The sequence below is a fragment of the Pseudomonas haemolytica genome, assembly GCF_009659625.1.
In the GTDB taxonomy this organism is placed as follows: domain Bacteria; phylum Pseudomonadota; class Gammaproteobacteria; order Pseudomonadales; family Pseudomonadaceae; genus Aquipseudomonas; species Aquipseudomonas haemolytica.
This window is the reverse complement of sequence record NZ_VOIW01000001.1, coordinates 453601-473107: the sequence shown is the minus strand read 5'-3', so window position 1 is coordinate 473107 and position 19507 is coordinate 453601. Positions and strand designations below refer to the sequence as shown.

At 61.9% G+C, this 19507-nt stretch carries 8 protein-coding genes; 2 read left to right on the top strand and 6 right to left on the bottom strand.

The window, feature by feature from the left end:
* Positions 1 to 29 precede the first annotated feature (29 nt).
* Complete coding sequence (locus tag FRT59_RS02165) at positions 30 to 3122, top strand: transglycosylase domain-containing protein (protein ID WP_153870288.1); 3093 nt, start codon at positions 30 to 32, stop codon at positions 3120 to 3122.
* Here the strand turns inward: FRT59_RS02165 and FRT59_RS02160 are convergent.
* Positions 3061 to 7740, bottom strand: coding sequence for a hypothetical protein (locus FRT59_RS02160; RefSeq protein WP_153870287.1), 4680 nt, complete (start codon positions 7738 to 7740; stop codon positions 3061 to 3063). The two genes, FRT59_RS02165 and FRT59_RS02160, sit on opposite strands and share 62 nt — an antisense overlap.
* 133 nt (positions 7741 to 7873) lie before the next feature.
* On the opposite strand from FRT59_RS02160, the gene FRT59_RS02155 reads away from it, so the two are divergent.
* Positions 7874 to 12961: a dermonecrotic toxin domain-containing protein gene (locus tag FRT59_RS02155; protein ID WP_153870286.1), complete on the top strand. Its 5088-nt coding sequence runs from the start codon at positions 7874 to 7876 to the stop codon at positions 12959 to 12961.
* Between the two features lie 152 nt (positions 12962 to 13113).
* Here the strand turns inward: FRT59_RS02155 and FRT59_RS02150 are convergent, their stop codons facing one another.
* The 5 genes from FRT59_RS02150 to FRT59_RS02130 all read right to left on the bottom strand — a co-directional run bounded on the left by FRT59_RS02150 (position 13114) and on the right by FRT59_RS02130 (position 19477).
* Entirely contained in the window at positions 13114 to 14364 is a 1251-nt protein-coding gene (locus FRT59_RS02150; RefSeq protein ID WP_153870285.1) for a hypothetical protein, read from the bottom strand.
* 61 nt (positions 14365 to 14425) lie between these two features.
* Positions 14426 to 15622: a hypothetical protein gene (locus FRT59_RS02145; protein ID WP_153870284.1), complete on the bottom strand. Its 1197-nt coding sequence runs from the start codon at positions 15620 to 15622 to the stop codon at positions 14426 to 14428.
* Between the two features lie 35 nt (positions 15623 to 15657).
* Positions 15658 to 16158: a CS1 type fimbrial major subunit gene (locus FRT59_RS02140; RefSeq protein WP_233094144.1), complete on the bottom strand. Its 501-nt coding sequence runs from the start codon at positions 16156 to 16158 to the stop codon at positions 15658 to 15660.
* The gene (locus FRT59_RS02135; protein WP_153870283.1) at positions 16155 to 16895 is read right to left on the bottom strand and encodes a fimbrial biogenesis chaperone; all 741 of its coding nucleotides are present in this window, start codon (positions 16893 to 16895) and stop codon (positions 16155 to 16157) included. The genes FRT59_RS02140 and FRT59_RS02135 overlap by 4 nt, the downstream gene beginning before the upstream one ends.
* A gap of 62 nt (positions 16896 to 16957) precedes the next feature.
* On the bottom strand, positions 16958 to 19477 hold the full coding sequence (locus FRT59_RS02130) for a TcfC E-set like domain-containing protein (RefSeq protein ID WP_153870282.1): 2520 nt from the start codon (positions 19475 to 19477) through the stop codon (positions 16958 to 16960).
* Between the last annotated feature and the right edge of the window lie 30 nt (positions 19478 to 19507).

The window sequence follows — 19507 nt, the reverse complement described above, 5'->3', positions numbered from 1 at the left end:
ATCAATCTGCGTGCAGGGGTCAATCGACTATGGGCGCACTGTGGCAAACCGAATCGACCAAGGCTGCGAAACTACAAGGCAGTTCGGACCCAGCGCCTTCACCCGAACATAAACCCAGGCCCCGTTATCGGCGACGCCTGTTCTGGTTGATTGTGCTGATGGCGCTGGTGGGCCTGGGGTTTGCCGCCGCCAAGGAGATGCGCACTTCCCGCCTGCAGGCCCAGGAACTCAGCCGCCTGGCCCGCAGCCTCACCTACCAGGTCGAGCCAGGCCCCAGCGCTGCCATCGCCTACCCCGGTGCCGGCCCGTTCGACCGGCGCCTGGGCTACAGCGACCTTGGCACCTTTCTGCCGCGCTTGCTCAAGCGCGGTTATGTGATCGAGGCCCAGGCGCGTTTTTCGCCGGCGCTGATGGACTACAGCGCCAAGGGCCTGTTTGTGCCCTACGCGGAAAAGATCCAGGCCGGGCTGTCGATCACCGACTGTCGCGCCGTGCCGCTCTACCAGTACAACTACCCACAACACCTCTACGAAAGCTTTACCGCCATCCCGCCCCTGGTGGTCAACAGCCTGCTGTTTGTGGAAAACCGCGACCTGCTCGACCCTGCCCAACCCCAGGCCAACCCCGCCGTGGACTGGCCGCGCTTTGCCAATGCCGCGTGGTCGCAAGTGGCCAAGGCCCTGCACCTGCCGGGCCAGAGTGCCGGCGGCAGTACCCTGGCCACCCAGCTGGAAAAATACCGCCACTCCCCGGATGGCCTGACCGTGTCGGGCACGGAAAAACTGCGGCAGATGTTTTCCGCCGCCGTACGCGCTTATCGCGATGGGCCGCAAACGTTGCCGGCGCGGCAGAATATCCTGCGCGACTACCTCAACAGCGTGCCGCTGTCGGCGGTACCGGGCCACGGCGAAGTGCATGGCTTGGCCGAGGGTTTGCGGGTGTGGTACGGCGCCGACTTCAACCAGGTCAACCAGGCGTTGCGCGGCCCTGTGAGCGGCGAGCAAGGCCTGGCCTTGCGCCAGGTGTTGTCGTTGATCATTGCCCAGCGCCGCCCATCTCACTACCTGGCCAAAGGTCGCGACGAACTGGCCCGGCTCACCGACAGCCATCTGCGCCTGCTGGCCCAGAGCGGTGTGATTACGCCGGCGCTGTTGCAGGCGGCACTGGCGGCCAAGGTCAGCTACCGCGACTGGGTGCAGCAACCCACGGTGCAGCCCATCGAAACCACCAAAGGCATCAGCATGGCCCGCGCACGCCTGGCCGCGCTGCTCGATCGGCCGCTGTACGATCTGGACCGTCTCGACCTGTCGGCCACCAGCACCCTGCAAGCCCAGTTGCAGGGCCAGGTCAGCGACTACCTCAAGCACCTGGCCGACCCCGACTACGCCCGCCAGGTCGGTTTGCTTGGCGAGCGCCTGCTGAACCCGACCAATACCGCGCAAGTGCGCTACAGCTTCACCTTGTTCGAGCTGACGCCGGATGGGTCACGGGTGCGGGTACAAACCGACAATACCGACCAGCCCTTCGATATCAACGAAGGCAGCAAACTGGAACTGGGCTCCACCGCCAAGCTGCGGGTGCTGACCACCTACCTGCAGATCATCACCGAGTTGCACGACAAGTACGCTATACAAACGCCCGCTGCGCTAAAAGCAGTCACCGTCGACAACCAGGACCGCCTGAGCCGCTGGGCCCTCGACTACCTGATCCAGGCCCCGGACAAATCCCTGAGCAACATGCTCGAAGCCGCCCTTGATCGCACCTATTCTGCCAGCCCCGGCGAAAGCTTTTTCACCGGCGGCGGCCTGCATCACTTCCATAACTTTCGCAACGAAGACAACGGCCGCAGCCCGACCTTGCGCGACGCCCTGCGCGAGTCGATCAACCTGCCGTTCATTCGCCTGATGCGTGACCTGGTGCGCTACAGCACCTATGCCGGCGCCAACAACAGCGCCCAGTTGCTCAAGGACGACAGCGACCCGCGCCGCCAGGAATACCTTGCCGGTTTCGCCGACCGCGAGGGCACCACCTTCCTGCGCAAGTTCTGGAAGAAGTACCAGAAAAAAGATACCCAGGCGCGCCTCGACACCTTCCTTGATGGCCTGCGCCCCACGCCGATGCGCCTGGCCGCCGTGCACCGTTACCTGCTGCCTGATGCCAGCCAGGCCAGCTTCAACCTGTTCGTACGCTCGCACCTGACCGGGGTCAAAAACAACGAAAAACTCAGCGACGAACGCCTGCAAAAACTCTACAAGGATTACGGCCCCGGCGCCTACGACTTGCCCGACCAAGGCTATATCGCCAAGGTCCACCCGCTGGACCTGTGGCTGGTGGGCTACCTGCTCAACCACCCGCAAGCCACCTTCAGCGAGGTGGTCAAGGCCAGCCAGTTCGAGCGCCAGGAGGTTTACAGCTGGCTATTCAAAAGCCGCCATCAAAGCGCCCGCGACAGTCGCATCCGCACCATGCTTGAAGTGGAAGCCTTCCTCGATATTCACCAGCGCTGGCAGGCGGTCGGCTATCCGTTCGACCACTTGGTGCCCTCCCTCGCCACCGCCATCGGCAGCTCCGGTGATCGCCCGGCAGCGCTGGCGGAGTTGATGGGGATCATCCTTAACGACGGCGTGCGTGCCAGGGCGGTGCGCATCGACAGCCTGCACTTTGCCGCCGGAACGCCCTATGAAACCCAAGTGCGCAATGACCCCGCCGCCGGTAAACAGGTGATGCCGGTGGAGGTGGCACGGGCACTGCGCGGGGCGCTCTCCCAGGTGGTGGATGCCGGTACCGCCAAACGCGTGGCCGGCAGCTTCAAGCTGGACGACGGCACGCCACTGGCCATGGGCGGCAAGACCGGCACCGGCGACAACCGCATCGAGGCCATCGGCGCCGGCGGGCGGGTACTCAGTTCCAAGGCAATCAACCGTACCGCCACCTTTGTGTTCTATATCGGCGACCGGCACTTCGGCACGCTCACGGCCTTTGTACCGGGCAGTTCGGCGCAAGGCTTCAAGTTCACTTCGGCGCTGCCCGTGCAGGTGCTCAAAGGCATGGCGCCGATTCTTATGCCGTACTTGAAGCCGGGTGAGCAGACGCTTTGTCTGTCGGTAGCGCCTCGGCAGTGAAAAACAACCGCCGGGCGAACGGCAAGGTGATCTTCGACCGGCCGATTTCCAGCGTCAGGCGTACGCGCCCTGTCTGGCCGGTGCGGATACGCTCGAACGCCTGAGCCTCGACCCGGGCCTGTGCCTGTCGCCCGAGGCGCTCCTGTTCGGGGGTCTTGATATGGGGCTCGCCTTCGTAATGATCATCCGGCCCCTGGCGCCTTTTGTAGTGGAAATGGGCGTAACACAAAGCATCACGGATATCCTGTGCGTCGGTGACCACATAGACCTGCAGATAATCATTGGCCGTACCCCGCAGCAGCACGCGTTGCCCCTGCCGGAAAACCCGCACTTCACCCTGGCGATAAAGGAAGTCGACGTGCTCCTGCGTGGTGGGCCGCAGCCGGGTCGCTCGGATCCGTGCCGCTAACCCGGCGGCCTTGAGGCGACTCACCGCAAGCGCCAGATTATTCTCCATCTCCAATGCGTTGGTTTGTTGGCGAGCCACCAGCCGCACGGTTTCCATGCCCCGTCGCCTGCGGCCAATCGCCTCGGCGGTCCACTGGCGAATATTGGCCTGTGCGTCGAGCAAATGCTCCAGGGAGGACGGATCGTTGACTCGCTCAACCAAGGCTTCGACCGACTGGATGGCCCGGCGCTCATCCTCCAACAGTTTCTGAGCCTTTTTCATCAATTGACCCAGTTGCGCATCCGGCTTGGGCGTCGGTTTCACTGGCTCCCACACGCCATCGTCCGCCTGGGTAAACGTGCCAATGACCTCGCCTCCAGCCTCCTGCAGTTCTGCGGTAACGGGGCTCTGTTGCGTGGCTTCACTGAGCTGCGCCACATACAGGTCGTGATTGCGTGTGCGGATTATTTTTTTACGTCGGCTGCCCGATGGCGCCGGCGCGGGCACGGCCGGTAGCCCCGTGTGCGCCTCAGGCTGCCGGAGGCTGGCCAGGTCCTTTTCGACCTGCTGGTGTAGTTGGGTAAGCAAGGTTTGCAGTTTTTGCAGGTAGTCCAGATCGAACTTGTCAGGTTCCATGGCGCGCCAGAACTCGATCTGGTCGTCGGTTTGGGCATAGATACGATCGATATTTTCCAGCAGTTCAATCCGTTCTGCGGGCGTCGTTTGCAGTTGCGGTAAATCCGCCAGGGTGCGGCTGGCCCGGCGCGCACGCTTGCTGGTTTCTTCGACACTGTCGAATACTTCGTCACTGAGCGCGGGGCCCGCGACGTCGATGGCGATGCTCCACAAGGTGGTCATTTGCAAGGCTTGCAGGTCCCGTATCGAGGGGCGCCTGGCCAGCGTCAGCGCCTTAGCCTTATCCCGACCCAGACGCGGTACACCGCTCAACTCTTCCAGGTACCCGGATTCCAGGATACGCCAGCGGATAGCCTTTTCCTGCACAGCCGCCGACTCACGCATGATACTGCCCAGTTCGGCGTGATCGCGGCGGTTGATATCCGAATCGGCTTCCTCCTCGGTTTCCTCACTCAGCCGGTCCAGCAGCGGCCGGAGCCGGGCATTGAGACCCATGATCTTGTGTCGAGACTGTGCATCCAGCGATTGCGCGGTGAGGATCACCGCCTCCAGCGCCTCGCAAAGCTGTTCCTCATAGCGCACACGTGGGGCCAACTCCCGCAGGCGCTTGAGTAGTGCCAACTCAGCGATAGCCAATTCGAATTTGTTGTTTGTTTCCCGCGCATAACTTTCCCATGCCTGGGCGCGCTGCCGCTCGGTGAGCTGCCCGGCTGAGCGGTTCGCCAGTGTGCGGGCCAGTTGCATCGCCTGGTGGGCCCTTTCTCGTGAGGCCTTGGCGTTTGCATAATCCGCCTCAAGGGTGGCGCTGGTTGCCGGCAGCGCTTGCCGCACCGCTTGAATCGCATCATCGGCATTACCACCCGGCAACCGCAGGCGCATGTCGAAATCCCAGCGCCCCGCGCCCAGATGCCTGAGCCAGGGCCCGAGAGTTTTGCCATCAGCGCTGACCACCCGGACCTGGCCATACTGGACCTGTACCCGGTACAGCGCCCCGCGTACCAGCGCCCGCCACTGCGACCTTTCGCGCAGCAAGCCCTGGGCAAGGCCACTGGAAACGGCATCGTCCAAGGCAAGCGGCCAGGGCTTGGGGAAGGTCTTGAGGCACAAGCGCTCGGCCAGCGCCAATTGCTGCGAGGTCGGCACGTCACGGGCATTGGCCCAGCGCGTGGGGGCATAGAACGTTGCAGGAGCAGGAACCTGCCTGAGTGGCGCCGAGGTCGGCCTGGCACGCGTCAGGGCCGCGAATACCGGGTGCTCCAGGTCCAACGGGTGGTGGGCATCATGGGGCGTGGCCTGGTGAGCGAGAATCGCCAGCAGGTTCACCAGCAAGTCAGTCAAGGCGGCGTTGCGCGCTTGCCCATCGCCACTGTGCAACCCTTCGATATCGCCCTGTACACTGGCCGCCAGTTGCACCAGCCAGCCGCCCAGCGCCAGCGGCCCATTGAGCAGCGGCAGCACGCTGGCGAACAGCAGCCAACCGGCCTGTTTGAGGTGGCGCCAACGCTGCTCGGCATTGGACACCGACTGGCGGTCCGCCAGGGCCACCAATGCCTGGGCCGTGGCCTCGAAAACCTGCCGCGCCGGGTCGCTGGCGGCCACCTGCTTGCTCAATTGCGCCGGAGCCGGCTTTGCAAACACGGTGAATTCATCGCCCGACAGAAAGCGGCGGATGTGCGGTTCGTTAAAGCCATTGTTGGCGTAGATGGCCTGGCGCGCCGGGGCGAGCCAGGTCAGGACGTTGTCCTGCAAGGCGCCTGGAGTCTTGATCGCCGTGAACAAATGCTCGATCGATGCATATTCCTGCAGCATCGGGCTGAACAGTGGCCGGTACAGCAGGTGCGGCCCGCTTTGCCCCTGTTGAGGACCGATGATGAACATACCGGCGACCACATCCGGGTGAGCATCCGCCGTGGCCTTGAATGCCAGCGGCCACAGGGCGATGGCTTGCCCGCCGACCTTGCGCTCGGCCGCGCTTGCCTGCACGGCAGCGCGCACCCGCTGAAAACCGCTGTGGGTCAAACCGTGTTCACCCTTGATCTTCGACTCCAGGGCCGTGAGGGGCAGTTGTACCCGCAGTTGCCGGATGAAGAGCTGGCGACGGCGTGCGGCCTCAGCGGTGTCATCGATCAGCATTTTTTTCAGCAGGGCCGGGTAGGTCTGGCCGACATCGGCCTCCTCCACACAGCGCTTGATCAGGCTATACGTCAGCCACGCCGGTGCCGGGTCAGCATTGAGCGTGATGTGCTTGGCGGTGTGAGGGAAACCGGCAAGGTTTTCCAGGGCCAACTCGGTCAGGGTCACCGTGACCGGGTCCACCTCCCCGGCAATGAACCCGCCAGGCACCGGCACTGGCGCGGCGATTACGCGATCGAAGCTCAGGCAAACCTCTGCCGGCTTGATCGGCGTGGCGTTCGGTTGCGCCTTCAGGCAGTGCTGCAATTGATGGTCGGCATAGTATTCAATCGACTCGATGCCCTCGAGAAAATGCGAGGCACCACTGTCATGCAGGGCTATCACCCACTGCTGCAACAGATGCGCGCAGGCGATGCTGTCCTCGTGGTTCGCCTGGCCCAACCACAACGGCATGGCCTCGCGCAGACGCTGTTGCAGCGTACTCACTTCACCGACAAACCAGCGCCGTGGATCAACGATGTAATCGAGCAGCGCCTGACACTCATCTGCCGTGCGCGGCACAGTGCGCTCGATGCTGTCGATTTCCAGCAGTTGGCGCGCCAGGTAGCTCGCCGCAAGGGCATCGAACGGGTCGCCCTGGGCGTCCAGGGCAAACCACTGTTCGATCGCCCCCGTCAGCACCGGGCTGGTGTAGGCCGGCAACAGCGCGCCGACCGCCGCCACGCTATCAAGGGCGTGAACCCCACTCGCCGGGCTGAACAGCAAGGTTTTCGAGCCATGGCTGAGCACCAGCAGCGGCAACATCTGCGCTTGGTCCGCCGTCTGCCCCACGCCTTGCAGGTGTAAGGTCTGCACCCGCAACGGGCCGCCCTGCAAGCTCCATTGGGGGTCTGGCCGCAGGGGGCGCAACAGGTTTTTGGGAAAGAGTTCGGCGAACTCTGTTTCGTTGGTGCCGGGTGGCTTTGCACAGTCGTAGAGCAACTCCAGCAGGTGATCGGACACGTAGCTCCAAAGTGTCTTGTTGCTCGTGAAGGGCTCACCCCACCAGGTTTGCAAATGCTCGGCATAAGAGGTCAGCAGCAGGGCCCCGCAGTCGTTGACCAGGTTCTCCAGTTCAGCGAGGGTCGGCCCACCTGGGGCATACACCTCGCGCACCCGCAGGACCACGACCTGATAATCATCGACCAACAACGTTGGCCTGGCGCTGGCCAGGCGCTGTACCAGCAACTGGGGCAAGGATTGGTACGTGTAGGACGGCGCGGCACGGGTGCTGTCAGCCGCGGGGGTGCCCAGATGGATCAGGCCGGCGCTCAATCGCTGCGCGGCAAAATACCTGTCCAGGTAGGTCTGGGCCGCCTGTTGCGCCACCGCCAGCAACGACGGGGGCGGACGCAACAGCGTCTCGATTTGTTCGATATGGGCTTGGCGCCGGGACGTTGAACTCGACTCGGATGACGTCATGAAAAGGCTTCTCGGTTGAAGGGAGCCTGCGACGCTACAGGCTGCCTGGCGCCCCATGCCGATAGACAATTACTGCCAAGTACGCCCCTGCGCGACACTAGTCTGAGTGCCCTATTTGCCGCAGAAACTCCTCATGGCCACTCTCGATTACACCGCTCTCGCCGCGCAAAGCACACACTACGAATTCATCCGGGATGCCTTGCCCGACTGGATCAAAACGCTGCCCCTACCCCGCGCCAGTGCATTGAAAGCCAGCCGCAAATCCATACCCGCCTGGTACAAAAGCGCTTCACCCCAGCAACACAAACTATTGCAAGCCGCGATGGCCGAACACTGGAAAACCCAAACCCTGGTCGACAACAAACTGGCCCCCGCTAGCGACCTCAAGAAATTCGCCGAGCCCTTGTTAAAAGCGGCGCTGAAACAGCATTACAACCTCGACGTGGATGTGCACCGCACCTGTCTGCAACTGTATGCCCCAGCCAGGCAAGCCTGGTGGGTCAAGAACCTCAGCGCTGGCGTACAAAGCCGTACGGTGTCGCTGCTGGACGCGGCGCTGCACAACTTTGCCGAGACAGAAACCTTCACCGCCGACTCGCAGTTCATCACCCGGCCCGATGCTTCAGGCAGGTTCGACGTACTACCGCTCAAAAACCAGCTGTCGATCCAGCAGTTCAAAACCCTGATGCGCACCCTCGACATCGGGGCCCAGTACCAAGCGCACCTTGAGCTTTACCTGGGCCGTAGCCAACCGGTGGTTGAAGGCGTGCTGCGTGCGCGGGTCTTGCTCAATCAACGGGCGGCGCTGAAAGTCGCCGCCCGCATGGCACTGATGAAGGGCGATATCCAGGCCGCGGACCATGCGCTGATCACCGGCTTGATCGAAGGCAGCCAAGGGTTGACGCTCGAGGGTAAAGCCGCACACTGCCATGACCTGAGCCTGATGGACGCGCCCTTGACTGGCGTCGTACTGATCGCCGCCGACCTGGAGCACAGCCGCCAGGTGCTGCCCGTCATCGCCTATGTACCGGATGACCCGGAACACCCGCTGAAACGCTACGCCTCGACGAGCCACTTCATGCAGGAACTGACCCGGCAACTGCGCCAGCCTGACTACCAGAAATTCTTCAGCCAGTTTGTCGAGCATCAATACCAAGGGCATTTCTTCAGCCGGTTGGGGATACGCCTGAGCCGGGTGACCTGGCACCCGCATGTACCTGGCGAGCCATTGCCCAGCTGGCGCGACACCGCACTCGACAACCCCAACCTGCAGTTCAGCGTGAAGCGTATCCGAGCGCCGCTGTGGGAGCATATGTACCAGCAAAAACTCAATAAAATCCTCAACGATGCCAGTGAACTGGCCGTTTCCACCGCCTACGCCGACCGCATGGCGCGCTGGGCCTGGTGGGACAACCTGGAGAAAATCTTCGCCGACATCCTCAACGCCGCGTTACTGGTGGTGACCCCTTTCGTGCCGTTTTTAGGTGAACTGATGCTGGCCTATACCGCCTACCAACTCGCCGACGAGGTTTGCGAGGGCCTGCTGGATTGGGCCGAGGGCCAGGGCATAGAGGCGATTGAACACGTGGTCGGGGTCACGGAAAACGTGCTGCAACTGCTCGCGTTTGGCGCTGCGGGGCAGCTGGCGCACCTCAAACCGTCGCCCTTTGTCGAAGGCTTGAAGCCGGTGACCCTGGCCGATGGCAAGCAGCGCTTATGGCATGCGGATTTAAGCCCATACGAACAGACAGGCCTGACCCTGCCACCCGGCTCTGAACCCGATGCCCACGGCTTTCATCAGCACAACGGCATGAGCGTCCTGCGCCTGGATAACAAGCACTACTCCGTCAGCCAGGACCCCGACAGCGGCCAGCACCGGATCATCCATCCACAACGCGCCGACGCCTACCGCCCCGAGGTGGTACAAAATGGCCGCGGTGCCGTGGTGCTGGAGGGCGAGGCGCCCAGGGCCTGGGACGAGCCGCAACTGTTCCAGCGCCTGAGCCCGGTTACCGCCACCTGGTCCGAAGCAAGCCTGGAACACGTGCGCTACATCAGCGGTATCGAACCCGGCGTACTGCGGCATATGTACGTCGAAAACCAGGCACCACCACCGCTACTGGCTGACACGCTGGATCGCTTCGAACTCAGGCAGCACATCGACACACTCAGCGAGCCGTCTGCAGGCAACGGCGAAGCCGCCTATTGGTCGGCCGATATGGTCACGCGAATGGACGGCTGGCCCCCAGGCAAGGCCATCGCCGTGTACGAAGCGCCCGACCTGAGCGGCGACCCCATACTGCATGGCGCGACGCAGGCAACTGCGGCTGCAACCCTGGCCATCAGCCGCGAAGACCTGCTGGCTGGCCGGCTGGCCCAGCGGGTGGTGGATTTGCTCGACAAAACCGAACTGGCCGGGCTGCTCGGCGGGCCGTTGCCCGACGACCCCGACACGTGGGCGCAGGCATTGCGAGAACAGTTGAGCCGCTATGTAGCTTCACGCAAGGATGACATATTCGAGCATCTGTACAGTTTCAAACGCCAGTCCAACAGCGCCCACGGCCTGCTGTTGCAGCGACGGTTCCCGGCCCTGCCCGACCACCTCGCCCAGGCGATACTGGCCCAGGCCCGCCCCGCTGAAGTACGGTTCATGAGCGAAGAACAACAGCTACCGTTGCGCCTCAAGCAGCAGGCCCGGGCGCTGCAGTTCGAAACACAAGCCACTCACGCCTATGAAGGCTTTTACAGGGGCGATGCCCCGACGCCCGACACCGAGCGCCTGCTGCTCGGCTACCTGAAAGTCCATAGTTCCGCGTTCGGTAACCGGCGCTTGAGCATTCGCGAGCAATCGCCAACCGGGCAATTGCGCTGCAGTGTCGGGCCGGACGATGCATCTATCGATACGCTGCTGATACGCACAGCGCCGGGACGCTATGCGCTGCACGGGGCAGACACAGAGACCACCTGGGACTTGTACGAGGCCGTACTGCACGCCCTGCCCGAAGCGCGACCCGGCGACTACCTGAACTTCGCGCCCGGCCAAGGCCAGGCATTGCGCCAGTGGCTCCAGCAAAAACTGCAACCACCCGCCGAACGCCGTGCGGTACTGGCCCAACCGCCGTTCACAGCCCCTCCACGAGAGACCCTGCTGCTGCTGGGAAAACCCGCCTTCAGTGCCCTGCGCGACAGGCTGGGCCGCGCCAGCCTTGAGGAACGACTCAAGGCGCTGTATCCGACGCTGACTGAAGAAGACGTGGCCGACTACGCCCGCGCCCTGAACTCGGCCGATGGGCAGCGCATAGTGCGCGAGCTTGAAACCCAGAAGAAAACCCTGCACAAGGAACTCAAAACCTGGCAGCAGCTCCCCGCCGCCGGAACCCGACGCATGCGGCCATCGCTGCCGGAGCAGTTGTTCAGGAAGCGCGTGAGCACGCTCATACGCGAAAGCTGGGAGCAGTCGGCCAAGGGCTACGAAACGGAGGGCGGTGACAGACGAGTGGGCAGCGAACTGGACCTGCGCGGAGAAACTATCAACGGTTTTTTGCAGAACTTCCCCCAATTCACTACCCAACTGAGCCACATCACCAGCCTCAACCTGGCGGGCGCCGAGTTCACCGACGCCGACAGCCCGTTCCTGCACAACTTCCCCAACCTGCGTAACCTGGACCTCACCGGCAAGCGCTTGAAAAAGTTGCCGGACGCCGTAGCCGGTATGCGTCGCCTCTCGCAACTGGGGCTGGCGGAAAACCCGATCCATTGGACCTCACTGCAGTTGGAACAGCTCTCCCAACTGCACCACTTGCGGGTGCTGATCCTCTCGCACAACGAACACCTGGTCACTGCGCCGGACGTCAGCCGCCTGCCTGACCTGAACATACTGATGCTCAACAACACGCGTATCAGCCAATGGCCTGCTGGGCTCTTCGAGCTACCGCGGGCATCGGACTTCTACCTGAGCCTGCTGAACACCTCCATTACTCAGGTACCTGATGTCGAACCAGGTTCCACATCGGCACAATTGATCGCCCGCACCCGGCTGGACCGCAACAAACTCGAACGCGATGCCGAGGACCGGGTGGTCAGCTACCGCCGCGCCGCGGGCCTGGACCCCTATCGCACTTACCCTCCCCGGGGTGAACACGACAGCCAGTTCTGGCTTGGCCACCTGCCTGCGCAGATACGTCCAGCGTGGCAGGAAGTCTGGGATGAACTGGAGCAGGCACACGGCTCCCAGGGTTTCTTCGAGATCATTAGAAGCCAGCAACAGCCGCCGCTCGATATCGTTCAGGACCCGACAGACCTGGTGCGCTATCAGCAGAACCTGGCGCTCCTGCGCACCAATGTGCGACGCCTGCTAATGGCTGCCGAGAGTGATGAAGCCACTCGCACCACGCTGTTCAACCTCGCCGCGACCCCGACTCACTGCGCCGATGCCGGCGCGCAGGTGTTCAACGCCATGGGCATCGAAACCCTGAAGCTGGAGGCTTGGCGCAAGCCCACCGTACAAGAGCGAACCAATGCCCTGGTGCTGCTGGCCAAACAAAAAGCCCGGCTGGACAAGGTCAACCATATCGCCAACCGGGATATACAGCAGCGTCTCACTACGCCCACGCTCAATGAGGATGGCAGCGAAGGCCCGCCCTTGCGGCTGACCACCGATGTGGTCGACGGTATACCCGGCACCCTGGACGAGGTCGAGGTGTACGGCGCCTACCAGACCGGCCTGAAAGCGCGCCTGGATCTGCCCTGGCTGGCTGACCACATGCTTTACCGGGCAGCTGGCAATGTCGAAGCAGCGCAACTGGTCAGTGCCTACAACACGGTGATCGAGGATGAACAGGGTGATGGGCTGACGGACCAAATGCTTGAGCAATATTTCTGGAGTGACTACTTGCGCAATTTCCATACCGAGGAATATGCACAGATCAAATGCCAGCACCATCAAGTCAGTGAAGCAATCGACGCCTTGCGCCTGGCGCAAAACGCCTGGGCCGCCCATGAGCAACTGCCGCCAGAGCAGAAAAGCCCGAGCACCGCCACGCAACTGCGCCAGCACCTGATCGAGCTGGCCGACACGCTGAACGTGCCCCAGGAGCAAGTCCTGACTGGTGCCCCCATGGATGACGAGTTCTACGGCAGTTTGTTTCTCCAAAGCTTCCATGATGAACGGGAACTAAGCCGACGACTCACACGCCAGGCCATGGTGATCGCCGGAATCTGATCCGCCGCCGGTACTGGTTATGTATTGCTGTGCCTTTCTTGAAGGTCATGGGTGTGGGCATTCGCGTGTGATGCCCTCACACCTGAAGCGGGCCTGCGCGGTTACCTCTATCGCGACAGGAAACCCGCTGGGGCAACCAGCGGACATACCCATTAAACCTCCGAATCCCAGATCACCGTAATGTTGCCCGAATAAGCCCGTGACTCGCCCACGTTGAGCATCTTTTCCACTTCGTCACGCTCGATCTCGAAATGCAAGGTGCTGGGCTTGCGGTCTACATAGAAGGTCGGCTGGAACAGCTCGGTGCCCACGCCATCGCGACGTAGCGGCTGGCGGTTGACCGGGCGCCCGGCCGCGTCGGTGATGCCGTAGGGCAAGCTCACACTGACGTTCACCGGCACCGATTCACCCGAAACGCTATCGAGAATCCGACAGGTATTGTCGGCCTCGGCGTACTGGCAATCGAGGCCCATCTTGAAGCGCGAGGAGGCGTATAGGTTGACGGTCTGGTCCTTGAACAGCCGCGTCGGCTTGCGGCCCTGGTTCAGCCAGGCCTGCCAGCCGCCCTGGGGCACCAACTCGATGTCGTTGCCACCGGGCGGTACATCGACTTTGAGGATATGGTCCACATCCAGGGTGAAATCCAGGGTGAGTGAGCTATCACCGGTAGAGACCATGTTATCGCCAAAATCAAAGTCCGCACCCGCGCCGCCGACGGTGTAGGTAATGCTGCCTACATATTGCCCGGACGCCATGCCCAGAGGGTTGGGCGTGAGCATTTCGTAGGCATATTCCGTGGTGTAGTAGTTGAACCTTGGAATATCCACCGACGGCACACGACTACAGGCACCGGCATCCTTGGGCACGATCCAGAAGAATGACGCAAAGCTGGTGCCTGCCGCCAAATGCCCTGTGGAAACGCAAGGGCTTGGTGCTCTGCGCCACTGGCTCGACCAGTCGCCTCCAGGGTGTGACCATGCAGAAACCCCTGGCGGCCTCGGCAAGGACCAAAGCGACCCGAAGCCCGCAATGCGCACCTGCACAGTGGCTATTTCACCGGTTACCGTATTGCGCACCTCCACGTCCCTGAACGATGAGGGCACCTGGAAATAGGCCCCGGCGCGCGGGTCTTCATGGTTGCCCACGATGGGCGCTTGAGAACTGGCTAAAAAGCTCTGGAAGCGCAAACTGAAAATACCCAGCGCTTTGCACTGAGTAGGAATATGGGCCAGGCAAATCGAGCTTTGGGGCGTGGTGTTGTTGAATTTGTTGGCCGTCACATTGGTGGGGTCCGGCCTGAAGCTGGCAGTGATCTGCTGCGTTTCGGCGCTCGCGCCCTCTACCCATAGCGCACTCACCAAACCTGCAGCCACGGCCGATTGCTTCAATACTTTAAGATTCATTTTTATCACTTACTCGTCGGAGCGCAGGTACCAAGACCTCAACACATCCCGTTTAAAAAAATCAAACCTCCGAATCCCAGATCACCGTGACGTTACCCGAGTACGTCCTCGTCTCACCGACCTTGAGCATCTTTTCCACCTCGTCACGCTCGATCTCGAAATGCAAGGTGCTGGCCTTGCGGTCTACATAGAAGGTCGGCTGGAACAGCTCGGTACCCACGCCATCGCGACGTAGCGGCTGGCGGTTGACCGGGCGCCCGGCCGCGTCACTGATGCCGTAGGGCAAGCTCACACTGACGTTCACCGGCACCGATTCACCAGACACGCTATCGCGGATCCGGCAGTCGTTGTCGGCGTCGGCGTACTGACAATCGAGGCCCATCTTGAAGCGCGAAGAGACGTAGAGGTTGACGGTCTGGTCCTTGAACAGCCGCGTCGGCTTGCGGCCCTGGTTCAACCAGCCTTGCCAGCCGCCCTGGGGTACCAGTTCAACGTTGGTGCCGCCGGGCGGGATGTCGACTTTTAGGGTATGTTCGACCGTCAGCCGGAAATCCAGAGTGATCTGGTCATCGTCGGGCAACATCACATCGCCCAGGTCGAAGTCCTTGTTAGGCCCCACGCTGTAGGTTGTCTGCCCTCGATAAATACCCACGCGCATACCGAGCGGGTTGGGCGTTACCAATTCGTAGGCAAACCCGAAGGATCTAAAGGTCAGCAGGGAAACCGGCTTGGCGGCTCTGATTGCACAGCCCTCGGCGCCTTCCGCCAAGAAATAGGTAAACAAGTAGATCGCAGGGCTCCCGACGGCAGTACCGTTGTTGACACAAGGTGCCGGCGGGTACGTCCAGGAGGTCTCCCAGGTACCAGGCTCCTCCGGGCGATCAGTAATCCCCATGCCGATACCGCTGACCCGAAACTGGAGCGTCTGGGACTCCCCTGTTTCTTCGTGAATGACGGTCACATTCTGACGATAAGTAGGTGCCCGAAACATCACGCCTTGGCGCTCATCGTGCCCGGGCTGGATCGTCTGGGCCAACCGAAACGTGATCGGCGCACCGATGCTGTAGCGATCGCTATGACAATACTGAGGCGCCCAACCGCAATAGCTGTCTCCCGGAGGCGTTTCGTTCTTGAACACATTGCGCATCGGTTGGGTGGGGTCAGGCTTGAACGAGGCAAAGATCGACACCTGTGCGGCCGCAGCAATGCCTGGAAGCAGGCCAAAGGCGACAACCAGAATCAGGCTTTTTAACCACATAATTTTATCCATAGGTAAAAGGCTTGAACTCATGTTCATGGTCTGAGCGCATCAAAAATAATCTGCACACTGCCAAAATATTGCCCCGGCAAATAACCGTTCTGGGGCTGCGGCTCGGCGGCAATCACCAACGGCACCCGCTTGCCAACCTTGGCCTCATCCTCCGGTACCACCAGTGTGTCGACCAGGTCCAGGCGGTGCCCGTTGAAGGTGACTTCCAGGGCTATCAAGTCAGTGCCATTGGACAGCACCGGCGCAAAGCCCAGGCGTGCATTGATACCGCCCAACACATTCTTCACATCGAAGGGTTCACGCAACGGGCTGAGACGGCCGGTCACCAGGTTGTAATCCATGACCTGCTCGCGCTCGAGAAACCCTGGGTCGAGCGGCAGCACGAAAAAGTCGCTGGTGGGCACCTTGACCGAGACATGGAACACCGCTTCTTCGCGGGCGGCGATGGCTTGGAAACTCAGCAGCACCAGCACACAGAACAGCGCTGCCGCCAACAGCCGCGACTGCGACCTGGCGCGGTTCATCCTTGCACCACATGGTTTTTCTGCGCCTCGCCTTCTACGATTTTGAAACGGTATTCGCGGCCCGCCTCCTTGTCGAAGGAGAAAGTGCGCCCCGGCAACACATGGTTCTTGGTGGTGGGGTAGCAGTCAGCGGCTTTACCGACCACGCAGCTCTTAAACTCGTCGACCTCAATCACACTATTGCCGTTGTTGCGTACCGCGTACCGGGCGCCACCGTTTTCAATCCGGGTGTCGAAACGAGTGTCCTTGGGCCGCACGAAAAATACCGTGCCGTAGCCGGCCAATACGCTCACGCCAGCCTGCAGGGTTTTCTGGTACGCCTCACGCTCCTCCTCGGTCACTGCGAACGCATCCTCCTTCTCCGGCATCACCGGGATGTAACGCACGCGGAAATAGCGTTCGCTGCCGCGTTCGCCCAGATACACCAGGCGTGTACCCTGCATGGCGTTGGCCGGCACGATCAAACGGGCGGGGCTGGCCACCAACCCGTCGCGGGCGCGACTGTCGGCCTGGAGTTGGAGCGGCACTTCCTTGGCCCCGCCTTGTGCGTCGTAGACGATTTCAAGTATCTCCACCTTCACAAAGGCCGTGCTGGTACCGCCGTTGAAAATGCGTTTGAGATAGGTACTTTTGTCGCCGTCCAGGTAGTCATACACCACCCCGACATTGATGCTCGGCCCGGCCTGAACCCCTTGGGCCAACAGGCAAAAACCAATGACTGCCAATACTCGTTTCATTGCGGTGAACCTCGTTGAATAACAGGCGCAGGGGCTCGCGCCGCCTGCTAATTTCAGCGCCATCAGCCGGCGGCTCGCGGGACCACCTGGGCATCCGCCAGGGTGTCTTGGGTACAGCGCAGATCGCCGATCATCAGCACATCGTTCTCGCTGCGAGCCTTGCTCGGGTCGAGACGGAACTGGCACAGCAACTCGTTGCCACGACGCACTTCCAAGGTCGGTGAGCCGGCGTTCATTTCCATCGAGAAGAAGCCGTCGACCTCGCTGACTCCACGGCTGGCGTGGTTGATGACGTGATGGCCCTTGAGCGGCCGGCCTTGCGGGTCGATCAGACGGCCGAGCACGGTCACGGTTTTCATCACGCTGATCTTGCGATACCCCACGCCGCCCTTGTTCATGTGGTAAGCAGTGCGCGCCGGTTGGATGGTGGCCGCTGGTGGGTAGTTGCCTTCAAAGTCGAAGGCGACCGAACTGCTCTTATAGGCAGTGATAGGCACGAAGTTGCGCCCGGGGCGCAGCACCATGCTGGAGCCGGTCACGTCATCGGCACGCAGGGCGATGTCCTCCACGTCGGTTTCCACATCGATGATCATCCCCGAGCCGCTGCCATGGTACTGGCTGGTCAGCACCATCTTCTGCGCGCCCACCGCGAGGGTGTTGTTGAGGTTGAGGCCGCCGGTCAAATCGCCGTTATAGGACGAGCGTTGGGCAAAAGCATCGCCCGCCAGCGTGTCGGTGGCGAAGCTGGTCATGCCCGACAGGCCCACGCCGTAGACGTCAGTCAAGGCGGTGACCGAGACGTTTTGCAGGGCGTGGTCCTTGAGTTCCTTGCGGTAGGTCAGCGAGGCGTTGTTATCGCGCTGGCCTTCACGGGCGGTGCGCGAGCCGAGGCTGCCGGACCAGCTTTCCCCAGGGCCACCAAGGGCCAGGTTGAGGGTCAGGTCGACGCCACGGTTGCGTTTGTCGCTGAGAGTGCCAGTGGGGGGCCGGTCGAACACCGACAGGCGCCAGTTGGCATCGCTGCCAAACAGCGTGTCGTGCCGCGTCCAGCCCAGGTCCAGGCCCACCCCTTCGACATTGCCCTGACTGTGGGAGACGCGAGCATTCAGTGAGTTCTGGCCCGGCAAACGGTGGTTGATCGACAGCGACGACGTGCTGGTTTGGCCAACAAAGGTGTTGCGCTGACGTAAGCGCGTGCCGTCGGGCAGGGTTTCGTAGGTGTTGCGGGTGTCGAGCCAACTGCGGTTGTGGCTGGCGATCACACTGCCCGTGCCGTAGCTGTAAAGCCCCTGCACGTCCATGCCGGTGCCATAGTCACGGGTCTGGTAAACGTTGGCATAGAGGCTGACGCCCTGGGCCAGGCTCCAGTCGATGGAGCTGCCCAACTGCAAACGGTCCTGCACTTGGCGGCCCGACAAACCGAGGACCACACGCGGGTGCACCAGGTAGTTGACCGAGGCGCCGGCGGTCATGTCGCCCTTGTCACGCTGTTCCCAGTTGTTGAGCAGCGTGCTCTCACGCCCGGCAAACAGGTTATAGCGCCAGCGCTCGTCATGGTTGCGCCAGTTGTTGGGCTTGTACACCAACTCTTGGGTGGTGGAGGTGACCTGGCCATCTTCGATCAGGCGCACTTCCACTTCATAGATGCCACCTGGCAAGGGCCGGGTGTCGAGGGTCTGCAAACCGGCCGGCACTGCCTGGGTGTTGATCAACAGGCCATTGCGGTAGATTTCCACCGACCCCAGGCGGTTGGCGGTGACGTAGATCGGGTAGATGCTCGGCTTGGGGTTATTCATCGCCAGGCTGTCGGAACTGCCGACCATCACCCCGACGGCCACATCCGGCGCCGCGCCGAACGAACGCGGCTGGCGGTTCAGGCCTTCGGAGTTGGGGGTGAAGTAGCCCAGGCGCAAAAACTGGCCCTCGAACTCGCGCTGGGCGTAAGCCGAATAGAGGGCGTGGTAAAGTTGGGTGTCCGGCCCACCGAGGCGTGCCAGTTGAAAATTGAGGGTCTGGCTCCAGTTGCCCAGGCTGCTGCTGGCCTCGACGCCGAAACGCCCGCCCAGGTCCTGGTTTTGCCCGCCATTGAGGTTCAGTTGGTTGTTGATGATCAGCCCGGTGCTGCCGCCGTCGGGCTGGGTGTAAAACTGCTGGGGGGCAGCATCACGCTCAGCATTTTCGGTGAGGATGGAGACCAGGGAGTTTTCCAGGTTGTAGTGCACCGCCAATAACTGCTCGGGACACGCCTGGGTGCATTGCCCCAAGGGCACACCGGGCTTGAGGTAGTTCTCCCAGGTGTCACGTTCGCTGCCCGTAATCGGGCTGTCGCTGTGGTCGGTGAACTCGAGCAGGGTGATCCGGTCATCCCGGGTCAAAACAATCATCGCTTCGCCCAGGAACTGTTGATCCCGCTCAACCCGTACCGCCAACGGCACATCGAAAAAGTGCTCTTCGAAATCGCTTGGCAAACCTTTGGCCTGAGACAATAAACTGCGCGGGGTGTAGTTATTGTCAGGCGCGGCCATAACGACCGAACAGGTGGTCAGCGCCATGGCTGCCACGAGGGGTCTGAAAGGAAACATTCACTTAATACTCTGCTGGCAAACTGCGGA